The organism is Parasphingopyxis sp., assembly GCF_052168275.1.
Taxonomy (GTDB): Bacteria; Pseudomonadota; Alphaproteobacteria; order Sphingomonadales; family Sphingomonadaceae; genus Parasphingopyxis.
This window is the reverse complement of the sequence record NZ_JBQLZM010000156.1, coordinates 1-15,902: the sequence shown is the minus strand read 5'-3', so window position 1 is coordinate 15,902 and position 15,902 is coordinate 1. Positions and strand designations below refer to the sequence as shown.

General features: G+C 65.4%; 18 protein-coding genes and 1 pseudogene. 4 read left to right on the top strand and 15 right to left on the bottom strand.

The window, feature by feature from the left end:
• The 3 genes and pseudogenes from ACTS1X_RS14590 to rsmI all read right to left on the bottom strand — a co-directional run.
• Positions 1 to 494, bottom strand: a pseudogene (locus ACTS1X_RS14590) (glutathione synthase); the annotation flags it as partial.
• A gap of 64 nt (positions 495 to 558) precedes the next feature.
• A complete protein-coding gene (locus tag ACTS1X_RS14585) occupies positions 559 to 909 on the bottom strand; it encodes a YraN family protein (RefSeq protein ID WP_442615136.1) in 351 nt (116 codons plus the stop codon).
• Positions 906 to 1,745, bottom strand: coding sequence for a 16S rRNA (cytidine(1402)-2'-O)-methyltransferase (gene rsmI, locus ACTS1X_RS14580; RefSeq protein ID WP_442615135.1), 840 nt, complete (start codon positions 1,743 to 1,745; stop codon positions 906 to 908). The genes ACTS1X_RS14585 and rsmI overlap by 4 nt, the downstream gene beginning before the upstream one ends.
• A 12-nt stretch (positions 1,746 to 1,757) precedes the next feature.
• Here rsmI and ACTS1X_RS14575 point away from each other — a divergent pair, with 12 nt between their 5' ends.
• Positions 1,758 to 2,942, top strand: coding sequence for a penicillin-binding protein activator (locus ACTS1X_RS14575; RefSeq protein WP_442615134.1), 1,185 nt, complete (start codon positions 1,758 to 1,760; stop codon positions 2,940 to 2,942).
• Here ACTS1X_RS14575 and hemW read toward each other — a convergent pair.
• The 5 genes from hemW to ACTS1X_RS14550 form a co-directional block, all read right to left on the bottom strand.
• A complete protein-coding gene (hemW, locus tag ACTS1X_RS14570) occupies positions 2,939 to 4,072 on the bottom strand; it encodes a radical SAM family heme chaperone HemW (protein ID WP_442615133.1) in 1,134 nt (377 codons plus the stop codon). The genes ACTS1X_RS14575 and hemW overlap by 4 nt on opposite strands.
• A gap of 4 nt (positions 4,073 to 4,076) precedes the next feature.
• Positions 4,077 to 4,679: an RdgB/HAM1 family non-canonical purine NTP pyrophosphatase gene (gene rdgB / locus ACTS1X_RS14565; RefSeq protein WP_442615132.1), complete on the bottom strand. Its 603-nt coding sequence runs from the start codon at positions 4,677 to 4,679 to the stop codon at positions 4,077 to 4,079.
• Positions 4,676 to 5,389 (bottom strand): ribonuclease PH, encoded by a 714-nt coding sequence (rph, locus tag ACTS1X_RS14560; RefSeq protein ID WP_442615131.1) that lies wholly within the window; start codon positions 5,387 to 5,389, stop codon positions 4,676 to 4,678. Before rph ends, rdgB begins: the two co-directional genes overlap by 4 nt.
• A 106-nt stretch (positions 5,390 to 5,495) precedes the next feature.
• The gene (locus tag ACTS1X_RS14555) at positions 5,496 to 7,448 is read right to left on the bottom strand and encodes a M56 family metallopeptidase (protein ID WP_442615130.1); all 1,953 of its coding nucleotides are present in this window, start codon (positions 7,446 to 7,448) and stop codon (positions 5,496 to 5,498) included.
• Entirely contained in the window at positions 7,438 to 7,854 is a 417-nt protein-coding gene (locus ACTS1X_RS14550) for a BlaI/MecI/CopY family transcriptional regulator (RefSeq protein ID WP_442615129.1), read from the bottom strand. Before ACTS1X_RS14550 ends, ACTS1X_RS14555 begins: the two co-directional genes overlap by 11 nt.
• A gap of 146 nt (positions 7,855 to 8,000) precedes the next feature.
• Here ACTS1X_RS14550 and hrcA point away from each other — a divergent pair, with 146 nt between their 5' ends.
• Together hrcA and grpE are read left to right on the top strand one after the other, a co-directional pair.
• Positions 8,001 to 9,044: a heat-inducible transcriptional repressor HrcA gene (hrcA, locus tag ACTS1X_RS14545; protein WP_442615138.1), complete on the top strand. Its 1,044-nt coding sequence runs from the start codon at positions 8,001 to 8,003 to the stop codon at positions 9,042 to 9,044.
• A 9-nt stretch (positions 9,045 to 9,053) separates the two neighbouring features.
• Entirely contained in the window at positions 9,054 to 9,650 is a 597-nt protein-coding gene (gene grpE / locus ACTS1X_RS14540; RefSeq protein ID WP_442615137.1) for a nucleotide exchange factor GrpE, read from the top strand.
• Here the strand turns inward: grpE and ACTS1X_RS14535 are convergent.
• The 7 genes from ACTS1X_RS14535 to ACTS1X_RS14505 form a co-directional block, all read right to left on the bottom strand.
• Positions 9,647 to 10,138, bottom strand: a complete 492-nt coding sequence (locus ACTS1X_RS14535; RefSeq protein ID WP_442615128.1) for a GNAT family N-acetyltransferase — start codon at positions 10,136 to 10,138, stop codon at positions 9,647 to 9,649. The two genes, grpE and ACTS1X_RS14535, sit on opposite strands and share 4 nt — an antisense overlap.
• Positions 10,135 to 11,109: a hypothetical protein gene (locus ACTS1X_RS14530; RefSeq protein ID WP_442615127.1), complete on the bottom strand. Its 975-nt coding sequence runs from the start codon at positions 11,107 to 11,109 to the stop codon at positions 10,135 to 10,137. Before ACTS1X_RS14530 ends, ACTS1X_RS14535 begins: the two co-directional genes overlap by 4 nt.
• A gap of 107 nt (positions 11,110 to 11,216) precedes the next feature.
• Positions 11,217 to 12,374, bottom strand: coding sequence for an indoleamine 2,3-dioxygenase (locus ACTS1X_RS14525; RefSeq protein WP_442615126.1), 1,158 nt, complete (start codon positions 12,372 to 12,374; stop codon positions 11,217 to 11,219).
• 446 nt (positions 12,375 to 12,820) lie between these two features.
• Positions 12,821 to 13,228: a hypothetical protein gene (locus tag ACTS1X_RS14520; RefSeq protein WP_442615125.1), complete on the bottom strand. Its 408-nt coding sequence runs from the start codon at positions 13,226 to 13,228 to the stop codon at positions 12,821 to 12,823.
• A gap of 2 nt (positions 13,229 to 13,230) precedes the next feature.
• On the bottom strand, positions 13,231 to 13,698 hold the full coding sequence (locus ACTS1X_RS14515; RefSeq protein ID WP_442615124.1) for a vgr related protein: 468 nt from the start codon (positions 13,696 to 13,698) through the stop codon (positions 13,231 to 13,233).
• 70 nt (positions 13,699 to 13,768) lie between these two features.
• Positions 13,769 to 14,680, bottom strand: coding sequence for a hypothetical protein (locus ACTS1X_RS14510; RefSeq protein WP_442615123.1), 912 nt, complete (start codon positions 14,678 to 14,680; stop codon positions 13,769 to 13,771).
• 101 nt (positions 14,681 to 14,781) lie between these two features.
• Positions 14,782 to 15,264 (bottom strand): copper chaperone PCu(A)C, encoded by a 483-nt coding sequence (locus ACTS1X_RS14505; protein WP_442615122.1) that lies wholly within the window; start codon positions 15,262 to 15,264, stop codon positions 14,782 to 14,784.
• Positions 15,265 to 15,430: 166 nt separating this feature from the next.
• Here ACTS1X_RS14505 and ACTS1X_RS14500 point away from each other — a divergent pair.
• Positions 15,431 to 15,902 (top strand): Hsp70 family protein (locus ACTS1X_RS14500; RefSeq protein ID WP_442615121.1); only part of this gene is annotated, 472 nt, incomplete at its 3' end.

Sequence of the window (15,902 nt, the reverse complement as noted above, 5' to 3'; positions counted from 1 at the left end):
TAAATGGGTTTGACGACGATCTCGCCATGCGCGCGCTGGAAGGCTCGGACATCGTCGAGGCTGCGGGTGATCAGCGTCGGCGGCATGAATTCGGCGAAGTCGAGAACGAAGATCTTCTCGGGCGCGTTGCGCACGGCGGCCGGATCGTTGACGACGAGCGTGTCGGGCTGGATCCGTTCGAGCAGGTGGGTCGCGGTGATATAGGACAGGTCGAACGGCGGGTCCTGCCGCATCAACACGACATCGATGTCGCCGCGCAGGTCGATCGTCTCCCAGTCGCCGAATGCGTGATGGTCGCCTTCGACGCGCTGGACCGTGACCGGCCGCGCGCGCGCCTTCAACGCGCCATCGGCGGAATAGCTCAGATGCCTGACGTCGTAGTGCCAGAGCCGGTGACCGCGCGCCTGACCGGACAGCATGATCGCAAAGCTCGAATCCCCGGCGATATTGACCTTTTCCATGGGATCCATCTGGATCGCGACGTTGAGCGGCATGCGTGTCTCCTGTTCGGCGCGTCCGGCATAGCGGGGCGTGGCGCGCATTCAATAGAGTCCTGCTTTACCCGATCCAAGCATTCTCGATATGGCGGGGCCAGCGCCCAGGCGCGGTCAGGATCACGTCGATGCGGATATCCTCGCCGTGACCGGCAAATCGGGGCGCCAGTATTCCGGCCGCCGCTGCCACCCGTTCCAACCGATACTCGTCGATCGCAATGTCCAGTTCATCCGGCGTCGCGCGGTGTTTCACCTCGACGAAGACGATGGTGCGCCCGCGCTTCGCCACCAGGTCGATCTCGCCGCGCGGGGTGCGCTGGCGGCGCGCCAATATCCGGTAGCCCTTGAAGCGCAGATACCAAGCGGCCAGCGTCTCGCCGCGCCGCCCGCTGCGTTCGGCGCGGGCGCGGTTCATTCGCCGGCTTTGAGCGCCATCGCGCGTTCGTACAGGCCGTCGCTTGCCATGTTGAGCGCCTTGGCGACTTCGCGCGCCGCCTTGCCCGGCGGCAGGCGTTCGAGCGCGGCGGCCAGCGCGGCGTCGATATCGGCATCGCCGGCCGGCGCCGCATCGCCGGGCGGGCCGACGACGATCACGATCTCTCCCTTGGGCGCGGCATCGGCATAGCGGGCCACCAGGTCCGACAGGCGGCCGGTGACCGTTTCCTCGTACGCCTTGCTGATCTCGCGCGTCACCGCCGCCTCGCGGTCGCCCAGCCCGTCTGCCAGCGCCTGCAACGACTTGCCCAGCCTCGGCCCGGATTCGTAGAAGAGGAGCGTCGCGCGCACGGCGCCGAATTCGGCGATCGTATCGGCGCGCGCCTTGGCCTTGGACGGCAGGAAGCCGGCGAAGAGAAACCGGTCGGTCGGGAGCCCCGCCAGTGTCAGGGCGGCGACGGCGGCGCATGGCCCCGGGATGGTGGTGACGAGCCGGCCGGCCGCGCGCGCGTCGCGCACCAGCTTGTAGCCGGGGTCCGAGATCAGCGGCGTTCCGGCGTCGGAGACCAGCGCGACCGCCTCGTCGCCCATCCTTTCGACCAGCTTGGCGCGCACCGCATCGGCGCTGTGATCGTGATAGGCGGTGATCGGTTTCCTGATCTCCAGATGGTTCAGCAGCTTCGCCGTGACCCGGCTGTCCTCGGCGGCGATGATGTCCGCCTGACGCAGTACCGCTTCCTGCCGCCGCGACACATCTTGCAAGTTGCCGATGGGCGTGGCGACGATATAAAGGCCGGGTAGTAGCGTATCGTTCATAGGATTCTCGTCATGGCATCACAGCGGCACCCGGGGCAACGGCACTCGGTCCTTTTCCGGTTCGGCATCGTGTTCATGGCGCTGACCCTCGCGGGGTGCGAAGCGATCCTGCCGCGCTCGGGACGTCCCGACGATACGCCGCCGCCGACCCAGCCCGATATCACGACCGGCATCCCGGAAGACGGGCTGCGCCGCGTGGCGCTGCTGGTGCCGACGTCGGGCAACAATGCCGGTGTCGGTCAGTCGATCGCCAACGCCGCGAACATGGCGATCCTCGATACCGGCGGAGAAGGCGTGCGCATCACGACGTACGACACGGCGGGCGCCGGCGGCGCGCGAACGGCCGCCAATCAGGCGCTGGCGGACGGCAGCCGGCTGATCCTCGGGCCGCTGCTCGCCGACAATGTCCGCGTGACGGCGCCGGTGGCGCGCAGCGCCGGGGTTCCGGTTATCGCCTTTTCAAACGATACGAGCGTGGCGGGCAACGGCACCTATCTGATGGGCTTCACGCCCGCCCAGTCGATCGCGCGGGTGACCGGCTATGCGGCGGGGCAGGGCGCCCGGCGGTTCGCCGCGCTGATACCCGAAGGCCTGTACGGCCAGCGCGCCTCGGCGGCCTTCGCCCAGGCGGTCCGCGACAATGGCGGAACCCTGGTCGCGACGCGCACCTATGCGCGCTCGCGCCGCTCGCTGCAGCTCGCGGTGACGCAGCTCAACGGCGAAGGCGAATTCGATGCGGTGCTGATCGCCGACAGCGGTTCGACCGCGCGGGAAGCGGCGCAGATGCTCCGCGATCGCGGCGCGACCGACGTGCAGATACTGGGCACGGAACTCTGGAACAACCAGCCCGACCTGGCCCGCGATCCGGCGATGCACGGGGCGCTGTTCGCCAGCGTTTCGGACCGGATGTTCAACACGCTGACCAGCCGGTACCGCTCGCGTTTCGATTCGGATCCCTACCGCCTGTCGAGCCTCGGTTATGACGCCGCGCTGCTCGTCGTCCGGATCGCGCGCGAATGGTCGATCGACCGACCCTTCCCGTTGCGCGAGTTGCGGGATACCGGCGGTTTTTCGGGCGTCGACGGCGCGTTCCGCTTCGGCCAGGACGGGGTCGCCGAGCGCGCGCTCGAGGTGCAGCAGATCCGGCCCAACGGCTTCACCGTCGTTTCGCCCGCGCCGAGCGGCTTTGGCGGCTAGGCGGCGGCCTGTTCGCCGGCGACGATTTCGGCGAGCAGACTGTTGAGCACGAGCCGGCCGCCGGGTGTGGCGATCAGGCGATCCGGATCGGGCCGGAGCAGGCCATGCGCCGTCAGCCGCTCGATCGCGGCCTCGTCGAGCAATTCCGGAGGCAGCCGATCGCGCGCCACGCCCTCGGTCAGCCGCAGCCCCATCATCAGCCTCTCTGCACCCTGATCGTAATCCGAAAGCGCGTCTTCGGCCTGGAGCCCGTGGCCGTTGCGGTCGACGGCGGACATCCAGTTCTCGGGTTTCCTGTGGCGGACGGTTGCACGGCCGTTGCGGCGGCCATGGGCGCCCGGGCCGATCCCGGCATAGGGCTGGTAACGCCAATAGGCGAGATTGTGGCGGCTTTCCTCGCCGGGCCGCGCATGGTTGGATATCTCATAGGCCGGCAGGCCGGCCGCCTCGGTCAGCTCTTGGGTCAGTTCGTACAGCGCCGCACCGCGATCGGGCTCGGCCTCGCCGAGTTCGCCGCGCGCTGCGAGCGTCGCGAAGCGCGTTCCGGGTTCGATGGTCAGCTGGTAGAGCGAGAGATGACCGGCCCCGAAATCGAGAGCGCGGCGAAGCTCGTTTGCCCAGGCGGCTTCATTCTGTCCCGGTAATGCGTAGATGAGATCGAAGCTCGTCCGCCGGAACGTTTTTTGCGCGGTATCCAGAGCCGCCAGCCCCTCGGAGACATCATGGGCGCGGCCCAGAAATCGCAGCGCGCCATCGTCCAGCGATTGCAGGCCGAGCGATACGCGGTTGATCCCCGCCGCGGCGAGATCGGCGAACCGCGCGGCCTCTACCGAGGATGGGTTGGCCTCGAGCGTGATCTCGATACCGTCGGCGAAACCCCAGTGCCGTTCGGCGGATTCGATCAGGGCGTCGACTGTGGCGGGGGGCATCAGCGAGGGCGTGCCGCCGCCGAAGAAGATCGAGGTCAGGGGAGTGTCCCCGGTCAGTGCCGCCTCGTGCGCCATGTCCGCGAGCAGGGCAGCGCGCCAGGCCGCCTGATCGACGCTCTCGCGGACATGGCTGTTGAAATCGCAATAGGGACATTTGGAGACGCAGAACGGCCAGTGGATATAAAGCGCCAACCCGGTCATCGGATCAGAATACCGCGGCGATCAGCTTGGCGAACGCGTCCGCCCGATGGCTCATCGCATGTTTGATCGCCGGCTCCATCTCGCCGAAGCTAATGTCGTAGCCGATTGGAACGAAGACAGGGTCGTAACCGAACCCCTTTTCGCCGCGCGGCGGCCAGACCATCGCGCCATCGACGCGGCCCTCGAACGTCTCGACATGCCCATCCGGCCATGCGAGCGAGAGAGCGCAGACGAAGTGCGCGTTGCGCGGAACCTTGGGGCCGAAGCCCTGCAGCATCTCTTCGACCTTGGCCATCGCGGTTCCGAAATTCTTGTCGGGACCGGCCCAGCGCGCCGAATAGATGCCCGGCTGGTCGCCCAATGCATGCACGCACAGCCCGCTATCGTCGGACAGCGCCGGCAATCGGGCCGCGACTGCCGCGGCGCGCGCCTTCAGCTCGGCATTGCCGGCGAACGTGTCTTCGGTCTCGTCCGGCTCGGGCAGGCCGAGTTCGGCCGCGCTGACGACCTCCATTCCGTGCGGTTTCAGCAGGTCGGCGATTTCGCGTACCTTGCCCGGGTTGTGACTGGCGATGACCAGCCTTCCCGGTTCGAGCGTGCGGCTCACGATATGGCGGCGTCCTGCGCCGCGAAGATTTCGGTACAGCCGATGCGCGCAAGGCGGAGCATGCGCAGCAGCGCTTCCTCATCATAGGTCTCGCCTTCGGCCGTACACTGCGCCTCGGCGATGTTGCCGTCGCCGGTCAGCACGAAATTGGCGTCCGCGCCGGCGTTCGAATCCTCCGCATAGTCGAGGTCGAGCACGGGTTCGCCGCCGTAGATGCCGCACGAGATCGCCGCGATCTTCTGCGTCATCGGATCGTCTTCCAGCTTGCCCGCGTCCATCAAGGCGTTGACCGCCAGTCTGAGCGCGACCCAGCCGCCGGAGATCGATGCCGTGCGGGTGCCGCCATCGGCCTGGATCACGTCACAATCGACGGTAATCTGGCGTTCTCCGAGCGCGTCAAGATCGGTCACTGCACGCAGTGAACGACCGATCAGGCGCTGGATTTCCTGGGTCCGGCCGGACTGCTTGCCGCGTGCGGCCTCGCGATTGCCGCGGGTATGGGTCGCGCGCGGCAGCATGCCGTATTCGCCGGTCACCCAGCCGCTGCCCTTGCCGCGCATCCAGGGCGGCACGCGATCCTCGATGCTGGCCGTGCAGAGCACGCGCGTTTCGCCGAAGCTGATCAGGCAGGAGCCCTCGGCGTGCTTGGTGAAGCCGGGTTCGATGGTGATCGCCCGCATCTGATCGGGCGCGCGGCCGGATGGGCGCATAAAGCATATGTCCTTCTGGAATGTGTCGGTCAGCCCCTATCGCGCGGGGCATCGCCCGTCCAGCCGAATGACGGCGCGCGTGAAGTCCGTCGTCGCGAGGAAAGCGTCAGCCGGTGATGGTGCGGGCGAGCGCGATGGCCTGCGCCGATGCGACCGCTTCGGCTTCGGCCGCCGCGGCGTCGATGCTGAAGCTGATCGTGATCGTCGGGGTCGGCGGCTCGGGCGGCTCCGGCGCGACCGGCGCCGAATGGCGATAGCGGCGGGCGGCGCGTTCCGCGCGTACGCGGGCGCGCTCCGCCAGCGCCTCTGCGCGCTCTGCATGGCGCTCCGCACGGCGTTCCAGTTCGCTGCTGAGCGCGGTCATCCGAACGGCGAGCTGGTTCATCTGGCGTTCGATATTTGCGCTATGGGTTTCGCCCAACCGGTCCATCTCGCGTTCGACTCGCGCCATCTCCCGCTCGATCTGCCGTTCGACCTGCGCCATTTCGCGTTCCAGCTGCGCTTCCGCGCGCGCCATCTCGCGCTCAATGTGGGCCTCCTCGCGTTCGAACGCGGCGTCCCGAAGCGCCATTTCGCGTTCGATCCGAGAGGCGCGCCGGTCTGCCGCGCGCTGGCGCCGTTCCTCGGCGCGTTGGCGACGCTCGGCAATCAGTTCACCCTTGTCCTCGCATTCCTGATTCTCGTCCTCGACGCGCGGTTCGAAGATCGCCGTCTGCAGGACGGCGTTGCGCAACAGGCCGCTGTCCTGCTGGAGCACCACCGGCTGGAATGCGGCGCTGCCGCTCTTGTTCCCGCCGTCGCCGGATCCCCTGAAGGTGAACGTCCATCCAGGTTCGGTGTCGAAGGACCAGCCCTGCGGATTGCGCGACGCCCAACGGTCGTCAGAGTTGCGTTCATGGCGTTTCGCCGCGGATTCTTCCGACGTCCGGCCGTCGCGCGACGACCGGGTCCGGGGAGTATTGCCGGCCGTAGTTTCGGCAAGCGCGACTTCGACGTCCGGCGCGATCGCGGCGGTTTCGCCGGCATCACTGTCCGCATCCTTGATGTCGCTGTCCTTGTACGACGTCGAGGAGAAGGACGCATCGGCCGACGCGGCGATGGTCAGGCATCCCGCGAGCACCAGCGTCAGCGCCGCGGCCGGCATCGTCGTCCCGCTTTCGCGGCGGAACGGGCGTTCGCGCAGCCGGGTGATGCGGTTCATCAGCGGCGTGTGCCGGCCTTCGGCCGCCATCGCGAAACCGGGCAGCATGTCGCGGCTTTCCAGCGCGACCTTGCCGAGACCCTGGGCGAGCGCGTTGCTGTTCCCGGTTTCCTCGACGACCCGGGCGTCGCAGGCATATTCGCGCTCGATATCGATCTGGCGCGACAGAAAGGCGATCGCCGGGTGGAAGAAGAAGATGTTGCAGATCATCGCCTGGATCAGCCCGAGCAGATAATCCTGGCGGCAGATATGCGCGATCTCATGGACGAGGATGGCCTCGGCCTGGTCGATCGGCAGGCGCAGGAAAAAGCCCGTGGGCACGAGAACGACGGGCTTGAGCGTCCCGATCGTCAACGGAGTCGTGATCCGCGAGGACTGGAGGATAGTCGCCCGCGCATCGGCGCCCAGCCGCTCGACCCAGAGCCGGAACCGCATTTCCCAATCGGCGGGAACGGGACCCGTGCCCTCATGCTTGAGCCGCGAGGTGGCGCGCAGCGACTGGATATAGCGGACGCCGAGCCAGCCGAAGCCGAGCGCCCAGACCAGGCTGACGAACCAGGTCGTGCGGCCGAGCGTCTCGACGAACGCCTGCCAGCCTTGGGCCGGGGGGACATATCCGGAAACGGCGATGGTCTCGGCCGCGCCGATGGTGCGGTAGCATAGGATCCAGGTGACGATGAAAAGCAGCAGTGTCGCCGCAAGCCCGCCATAGGCGCTGATGAACCGCAGCTGGGCATTGTGGCGCGGAATCACCCGGAGCGCGACGAATACCAAGGCGGCGACAAGTGCGATCTGCCAGATGCTGTGCAGCAGGGCCCAGCCCAGACTGTCGACCAACACGCTCGGGTTAACGTGCATCCTCTTCTTCCCCCTGTTCGGCCTCCAGCTCGGCGATGAAGGCCTTGAGTTGTTCTATTTCGCGCGCCGAAACGTCGTCGCGGCCCAGCGCATGCATGACGAGATCGGCTTTGGAATTGCCGAAAACGGTCCGAACGAGCCGGTTCAGCAGCGTCGTTCGCGTTTCGGATGCGGGTTGCGTCGCGACGTAGTCGAACGACTTTCCCTTGCCCGGTATGCGGTCGACAAGCCCCTTGTCGAGCATCCGCTGGAGCTGTTTGAGAACGGTCGTATAGCCGACGTCCCGAATCTGCCGGATCTGCTCGTGCACTGTGCGCACGGAAACAGGCTGCCGCTCCCAGACGATCTGGAGGATTTCCGCTTCGGCCTCGGAGGGCGGGGGTAGGGTGGTATTGCCGTCTGCCATATAGCTTTTCGCGCGCTTCCTTACCCATTTCGCGTATTTACGGCAAGTGTCGTTACCCAGCTGTCGACCAACGGCATCGTGGGAACGACGAACGGCATGGCGTGGCGGGGCTGGCGGTTTCGCCGCGGAGTTTCTACATCGCGGCCATGGCCGGCCCGAACGTAACCGAATTGTCCCAGCGCGCGCGCGACGTGTTCCGCACCGTCGTCGAGACCTATTTGGAAAGCGGCGAGCCCGTCGGATCGCGGACGATCTCGAAAATGTCGGGCCTCAACCTGTCGCCGGCGTCGATCCGCAACGTGATGCAGGATCTCGAAGAGCTTAACCTGCTCGCGGCGCCGCATACCAGCGCGGGGCGGATGCCCACCGAAACGGGCCTGCGCCTCTTCGTCGACGGCATGATGCAGGCGGGACGGCTGACCGCGGCCGAGCGGCAGGCCATCGAGGCGCAGGCGGACGGCGAAGGGCCGGTGGAGGAGGCCGTCGCCAACACGACGGCTGCCCTTTCCGGGCTTTCGGCCTGTGCCGGCCTCGTCCATGTGACGAAGCGGGAGCCCGTTCTCAGCCAGTTCGGTTTCGTTCCGCTGTCCGACACCCAGGCGCTGGCCGTGCTCGTCGGCAGCGACGGTTCGGTCGAGAACCGGGTCGTCGATCTTCCGCATCCGGTACCCGCGTCGACGCTCGGCGAGGCGGCCAATTATGTCAGCCAGCGGCTGTCGGGCCTGACGCTCGAACAGGCGACGGCGCGCCTCCAGGAAGAAATCGGCCGCGGGAAGGCGGCGCTCGACGAAGCCGCGCAGGACCTGATCGCGCGGGGCCTCGCGACCTGGTCGCGCGACCACGCGTCGCGCGCCGTGCTGATCGTCCGGGGGCAGGCCAACCTCCTCGACGAGACCGCGGCGGCCGATCTCGATCGCGTCCGCCGGCTGCTCGGCGAACTGGAGGGCAAGGAAGAGATCGCCCAGCTGCTCGATCATGCGCGCGACGCCCGGGCGATGAAAATTTTCATCGGTTCGGAAAACAAGCTGTTCGCGCTTTCCGGCTCTTCGGTCATCGCGGCGCCCTATCATGACGGGGACGGGCAGGTCGTCGGCGTGGTCGGGGTAATCGGGCCAACACGCTTGAACTATGCGCGAGTCGTTCCCATGGTGGACTTCACTGCGAAAACCCTGTCGAAATTAGTGAGCTGAATGAGAACAATGGACGGCGAAAAGACCGAAAATACCGATAGCGAAACCCTCTCGGAAGAGGCCGAAGCCGAACTGGCGGGCGTTCCCGAGAGCATGCGCGATACCGAAGGCGACGATAACGAGCCGCAATCGGACGCAGACCGGATTGCCGCTCTCGAAGACGAGCTTGCCGCGGCGAAGCAGGAGATCCTGTACGCCAAGGCCGAGGAACAGAATACGCGCCGTCGGCTCGAACAGGAAAAACAGAATGCCAGCGCCTATGCGGCGACCGGATTCTCCCGCGACATCCTGTCCGTCGCCGACAATCTGGAACGCGCGCTCGATGCGATTCCCGAAGAGTTGCGCGACGACGAGAAGTTCAAGGGGCTCGTGGCCGGTCTCGAAGCGACCGGGCGCGAACTGGCGACCGTGTTCGGCAAGCATGGCATCGAGCCCGTCGACGCCGTCGGCGAAGAGCTCGATCCGAACCGGCACCAGGCGATGGTCGAGATTCCGAGTGACGAGGCGGAGCCCGGCACCGTCGTCCAGCAGATGCAGCGCGGCTACATGATCAAGGATCGTCTGCTGCGCCCCGCGCTGGTCGGCGTCGCGAAGAAGCCGGACTAGAAATCGAGGATCAGCTGCGCGTTGCAGCGGCCATAGGGCGTCGGCCAGAATTCGTCGGCGGCCAGATCGCGAAAGCCTGATGTACGGTAAAGATGCTGCGCCGCGGCCAGCTTGTTGCTGGTTTCGAGCCAGATGCCGTCCATGCCCATCGCGCGCGCTTCCTCGATAAGCCGGTTCAGCACCGCGCGGCCGATGCCCTGTCCGCGCATCCCTTCCTTCGCCGCCATTTTCACGATCTCGGCATACCGTTTGCCGGGAACCGGCTGCGTATGGGCAGGAAGGACGGCGCCGCAGCCACAGACTTCGCCCTCGATTTCGGCAACGATGATCTGTCCGCCATCGGCGAGGATCGCAGCGTCGGGATCAAAGAGCTGCGCCCGATCGGACGGTTCGATCGAAAATTCGTCTTCTATCCAGGCGAGGTTGAGGTCCGCGAAAGCCTTCGCATCGCCGGGCTCGAAGCGCCGGATCAGCATCGCCGAAGTCATGCCGCGAGCGTGTAGCGGGCTTCTCCGGGCCCGCGGCACATGCGCTTCGAAATGCGCGTCTCCTCGCCGCTGACGATGACGACGTCGGTGACGTCCATGCAGCTGGCGCCGTTGGGCTGCGAGGTGAGGGCGGTCACGGTCGACGATCCCGACACGTCGGCACGGGTCGGACTGGTCCATTCCGCGGTTGCTCCGACTTCCTCCTGCGCCGTCACCGTCTCCGTCGCTTCGGCCATCCGCTCCTGCTCCTCGGGATCGAGCTGGCAGGCGATCTCCGCGACCAGCACGCCGGCAAACTGGCCGGCAACGAAACCGCCGACGGCGCCGATGCCGGCGGCGTCTCCCAGCACGCCCCCCAATATGCCCCCCAATAATCCGCCGCCCGCACGTTCGGTATTGCAGTTGTTCCTGCCGCCATCCTCTTCGCGGCGGGCGCGCTGCTCGGTTCCGTCGGCGCGGTCGCGCTCGGCGGTTTCGGCCGTGCGCTGATAATCGGCGCAGGTGCCGGAATAGCGGCAGAAACGCTCCTGCAGGAACGCGCGGTCTTCCTGATAGCGCGCCTCGATCTCCCGCGCCGTGGCCATGTGCCGGCCATCGGGGTTGGAGTCCTCATGCTCCTGGGTGATCGCCGCGAAAAACCCGTCGGCCTGTTCCTGGGTATAGTCGAAGTCGTTCATCACCTGGGCTTCGTAGAGCGCGGAAATCTGTTCCTGATGTTCGATCATGCGCAGGCGAAAAGGCGCGAGCACCTCGGCGTGATAGGCGTCGAGCCGTGCGATGCAGCGGTTGGTCGCCTCGGCCTTGTCGAACGGTTCGCTCCGCCGGCGATAGTCGTAGCGGCAATCGGGATAGGTGGCGCCGCTCATTACCGGCGTTGCAGGGATGTCCGGCAGCGGCGGCGGCGGTGGCCGCTGCGCGTCAGCGGCGAGCGGCAGCGCCGCCAATGCCGCCAGGCCGATCAGGGCCGCCATCAGTCTGTTTGTCCGTTTCGCCATCTTCACCCCCGCTTTGATGCGGAAACGATACCCGCCAACGGCCCGCCGGGCAATGATGCCGGCGGGCCGCACGCGGGACGGAATCAGACGAGCTGGGCGCGGTTCTCGTCGCGATGCTTTTTCAGATATTTCATGAACGGCGTCCCCCCTGTCCCGACATCGGTGTCGTTGCCGGCGCCCGACGCCACCTGCTTGTTGATGTAGCTCGCCGCATATTCGAGATGGCGCGTCCGGAACCGGGCGACCTGCTCGACACAGGCGTTGAATGCGTCCCTGAGACCGCTCGACTGCTGCCTGGCGAAGGCGCGCAGATCGCTGGCTTCGGCGAGATCCTCGACGAAACGGCGATGCGGCACCGGCCGGTAATGATGCAGTTCGGCCAGGAATTCGCGCAGCGCGTCATTCTCGTGCGTGACGTTGAACAGGGCGTCCATCGCCGGAACGATCGACGATTGCGATCCCGTCTGCCCGCGAAAGGCCTGCGGCTTTCCGCCATGGCGTTCGACGCCTTCGTAGATCAGGCCGTCGGGCGTCGCCGGGTTGTTCTTCCAGCCATGGATATAGGGGCGGACGCGCTGGTAGTAGATATAGGGATCGCAGCGTTCGGGCATCCGGTCGAAATGCGCGTTGATCCGGTCCCACACCGTGTCCATCGTCTGAAGCAGCGTTTCGACGCGTTCGGCATCGCCGTCGTCGACCGCCGCAACCAGTTCGGTCGCCAGTTCCAGCGCCCGTCCGGCTTCCGCCTCGATCGCGACATGGATCAGGACGAACCAGTTCTCGTCCATGCCGCCGAGGAAGTTCTGGCGCATCGCGATATTGTCGAGCGCGATCGGTTTCGACTTGTCGAGGCGGTACCAGTTGTCGAGCACATAGCCGGAATAGGGAAGCAGCGGCGCCTGGCCGAGCTTCTCCGCCAGGGCGTCGATCGGCACGGCAAGCATGGCGGGCAGGGCGGTCGGCGCCGCGTCTTCGCCCCATACATAGGCCTGCACAAGGAACGAATAGCGGACCATCGCGACGCGGATCTGCGCGTCGCTGGCCTCTGCCAGAAAGGCCGCCATGTCGGGTTGGGGCAGCTGTTCGAGCCAGTGCCGGGTCCGGCCGGTGGTGAGGATCGCGGAAAGCGTGTCCGCCGCCTCGACGATCGTATCGAATTCCGGTGGAAGGGAGATTTCGTCGATTTCGAAATCGGAAAGATAGCCGCGCTCCCGCGACATGCCGTAGGTTGAAAGCTCCATCTATGTCTCTTGGTCCGGGCGCGGGTTGGGCCGCCCGGTAATGATCCGATCGTTACGCTTGGCGATGCGTTTGTTCAAGCCGGATGCCGTAGCGTCAAGCGGGTCCGGTTGACACTGGTTGACACAGGCCGGGAGTCGCCGGGGCTAATCGCCGCTTAAGTTGACAAAGTGGACACGCAGCGTTGCTTGCGCTCGCAATTTAATTTCCCACGCAGCCGGCCCACACAGCCGGAAAGTCAAGAAGGTCACACAGTTAAAGGGCCGAGAACCTCTCGCTCCGGCGAGCGGAAATGGCAGGGTGGCGGACGGGATCAAAGAGCCGGCGCGAGCCTGAGGACTCGGGGAGACCATCCTGAGGGAGGGTTTCCAACTTTGCGAGGGAAATCGTATTTTGGGGATTGGCTGAGCTATCCTCGTAATTGCAAAAGCAATCCTGGCCGCAATGATTACCCTCGCCGCAAATGTCCACGCAGTTGGTGCGCAAAGTAGTCGCCATAGTCGCCTCTGTTATCAAACGTGCTTAGCGGCAGCGCCTTTTTTGGAGCGCTCATTGCTTGCTCAATCATTGCCCTGCCGCGGTGCATCCACTCATCTTCATCTCCGAGCATGTAAGAGGCGATACTTGCCATTATCCCAGCTGCAAAAAGAAACTCGACGTCGTCAGATGAGTCTCTGCCAAAATGAGCGAAAATACTTTTCCACAGCTCTACTGCCTGAGGGTCTTCCTCAAAATCGGTGAGGAATGGCGGCTCTGCCCAATGATACCATGCCAGAAACATCAGGTTGAGACTGCGCTCGCGATCCCGATCGCCAGCTAGCCATCGCGCCTTGAGCTTTTTGTAAGTTCCTTCCATTTCTAACCCGCCTTGAACGGCAAGATCGTCTCGAAGCTCTCCAGCGGCGGCGCGCCCGCTACCGCCTCACCCTGCCGCAGCAGAAACGTATGCCGCACGATTTCGGCCTGCTGCTCCAGCCCATAGCGTTTGAGCGGCCAGCCGGGCTTCAGGCTGTAATGGTAGCGGCAGAAGGCGTGGCGGCGGAGTGGCAGGAAGATGCCCGACTGATATTGCCAGACATGGGTCATCTCGTGGAAGAACAGCGCTTGCAGCTTCAGCGGCGCCGTGCCGAAATCGTCGCGCCAATAAGGGCCCTTCGGGTGGAACCAGATGCCGCCGGTCGGCGCCATTACGGTATTCGCCGGCTGGAACGGAAACCATTTCCTGCGGTGCAGCTTTACCCGGTCGCAATCGATCGCCGCGCCGAACATGCTCGCCACGAGCTTACGCTCGGCCGGCGTGAGGGCGCGGGATCGTGTATCCGTCATCGCCCGCTCTTTCGCCCGGAATGGCGAGCGAGGGCAAGCCGCTTGTGCGCGGCTCGCCCCCGGGCCCCGATCAGTTGCTGTAGAGTTCGGAGACGTCGAGGATCGCCGATTCCAGCTGTGCGCTACCATAGGTGCCGACCCAGATATCATACTGGCCCGAACGCGGCGTTTCGAAGCGGATCGACGGGTTGAGGCCATCGCCGCCATCGTCGTCGCAATACCATTGGCCGCCCGGCCCGTTGATGACGAGCGTCGTATCGGCGCTCGACTGGACCGAGATGTTCAGCGGCAGGCGGCCGCTCGTATATTGCACCCGGTAGTCGGGCGCCCGCGAGACATAGCCGCGACAGGAACCGCCGAGCACCGAAGCGTCGATCGTGCCGCCCGACTGGAGGCGAACGCGATGCGGATCGGGCGTGAACCCGGACCGCAGCGTTGCCGTTCCGTAATTCGGGTCGAGGCTGAAGTCGGGGCGTCCGCCGGAATTGCTGCCGGTCGACTGGTTCGAGATGTCGTCATACAGTTCCGAAATCCCCAGCACGGCCGATTGGAGGCTGGTGCTGCCATAGGTGCCGACCCAGATTTCGTAGCGGCCGGACAGGGGCTGGTTGAACCGGACCGCGGGATTGAGGCCGCTCGCGCCGTCGTCGTCGCAATACCAGCGGCCGTCGGGCGCGTTGACGACCAGGGTCGTGTCCGCCTCGGACGCCACCGAAAACATGAGCGGCAGGCTTCCGCTCGAATAGACGACCCTGACGTCGGGCGCGTTGGCGATATAGCCGCGGCAGTCGCCGGAGATCGAAGAGGCGTCGATGCTGCCGCCGGAAGAGAGCTGGACGAGCCGCGGATCGTCGCTGAAGCCGGCGTTCAGCTCGACGGTGCCATATGTCGGATCGAGATTGTAATTCTGCGCGGCGGCAGGCACCGAAACGGCGATTGCGACGGTCGCGGCGCAAACGGCCAACGATCGGATGCTGTTCATGAAATTTCCCCCCGTAGAGACAAGGATGCGACCCTTGTGACGTCTTCTTTTTGAACCACTTGCCCGGCATCGTCCAGATATAATCGACATCCGGCGGGTGGTCAGTTGGCGCCGTGATCCGTCGTGCTGCCGGCGTCGAACGGCGGCGGATCGCCCGCTGCGACGGTTACGGCGTCGACGCTGACATCCCGGCCGCTGTCGAAGCGGAAATTGAGCGTGATCGGCGTGCCGGGCGTGATCTCCGGATCGATGCCGAACAGCATCGCGTGCCGGCCTCCCGGCTCGAAGACGATTGTCTCGCCTGGTGGAATATCGGCGGACATGATCGGACGCATCCTCATCGCCTCGCCGTCCATGATCGTTTCGTGCAATTCGACCGTGGCCACCCTTTCGCTGTCGACGGCGAGCAGCGTGTCACCCGATTCTCCCCCATCGAGGACGAAATAAGCGGCGGCGGGACGGCCATCGACGGCCGGCAGCCTGACCCAGGCGTCTTCGACCGTTTCGATCGGTCCCGCCTCTTCAGCGGAGCTGCACGCGACGAGAGCCATGGTGGCGGCGACGGCAATAAGCGGAAAGCGCATCGAATTTCCCATATCTGAACAGATGGTTTCCTTTAGGTGGGGCAAGCGCTTGCAGCAAGAAAAAGCCCACCTATATCGCCTCTGTAATGCCGCGCCGGCGGCTCTTGCTTCATAGAGAGGGGAGCCACCGGCTCCGCCGAATATTGGGGAAACATTGAGGGAAAAAATGGCAAAAGTTATTGGTATCGATCTGGGCACGACGAATTCGTGCGTTGCTGTCATGGAGGGCGGCAAACCCAAGGTTATCGAGAATTCGGAAGGCGAACGCACGACCGCGTCGATGGTCGCCTTCACCAAGGATGGCGAGCGCCTGATCGGCCAGCCGGCCAAGCGCCAGGCCGTCACCAATCCGGACAACACGGTTTTCGCGGTGAAGCGCCTGATCGGCCGCCGCTTCGACGATCCGATGACGAAGAAGGATATGGAACTCGTTCCCTATCACATCGTCAAGGGCGGCAATGGCGACGCCTGGGTCCAGGCCGGCGGCGAGGATTACAGCCCGTCGCAGATCTCCGCTTTCATCCTGCAGAAGATGAAGGAAACCGCCGAGAGCTATCTTGGCGAGACCGTCGAGCAGGCCGTCATCACGGTTCCGGCCTATTTCAACGACGCCCAGCGCCAGGCGACGAAGGACGCCG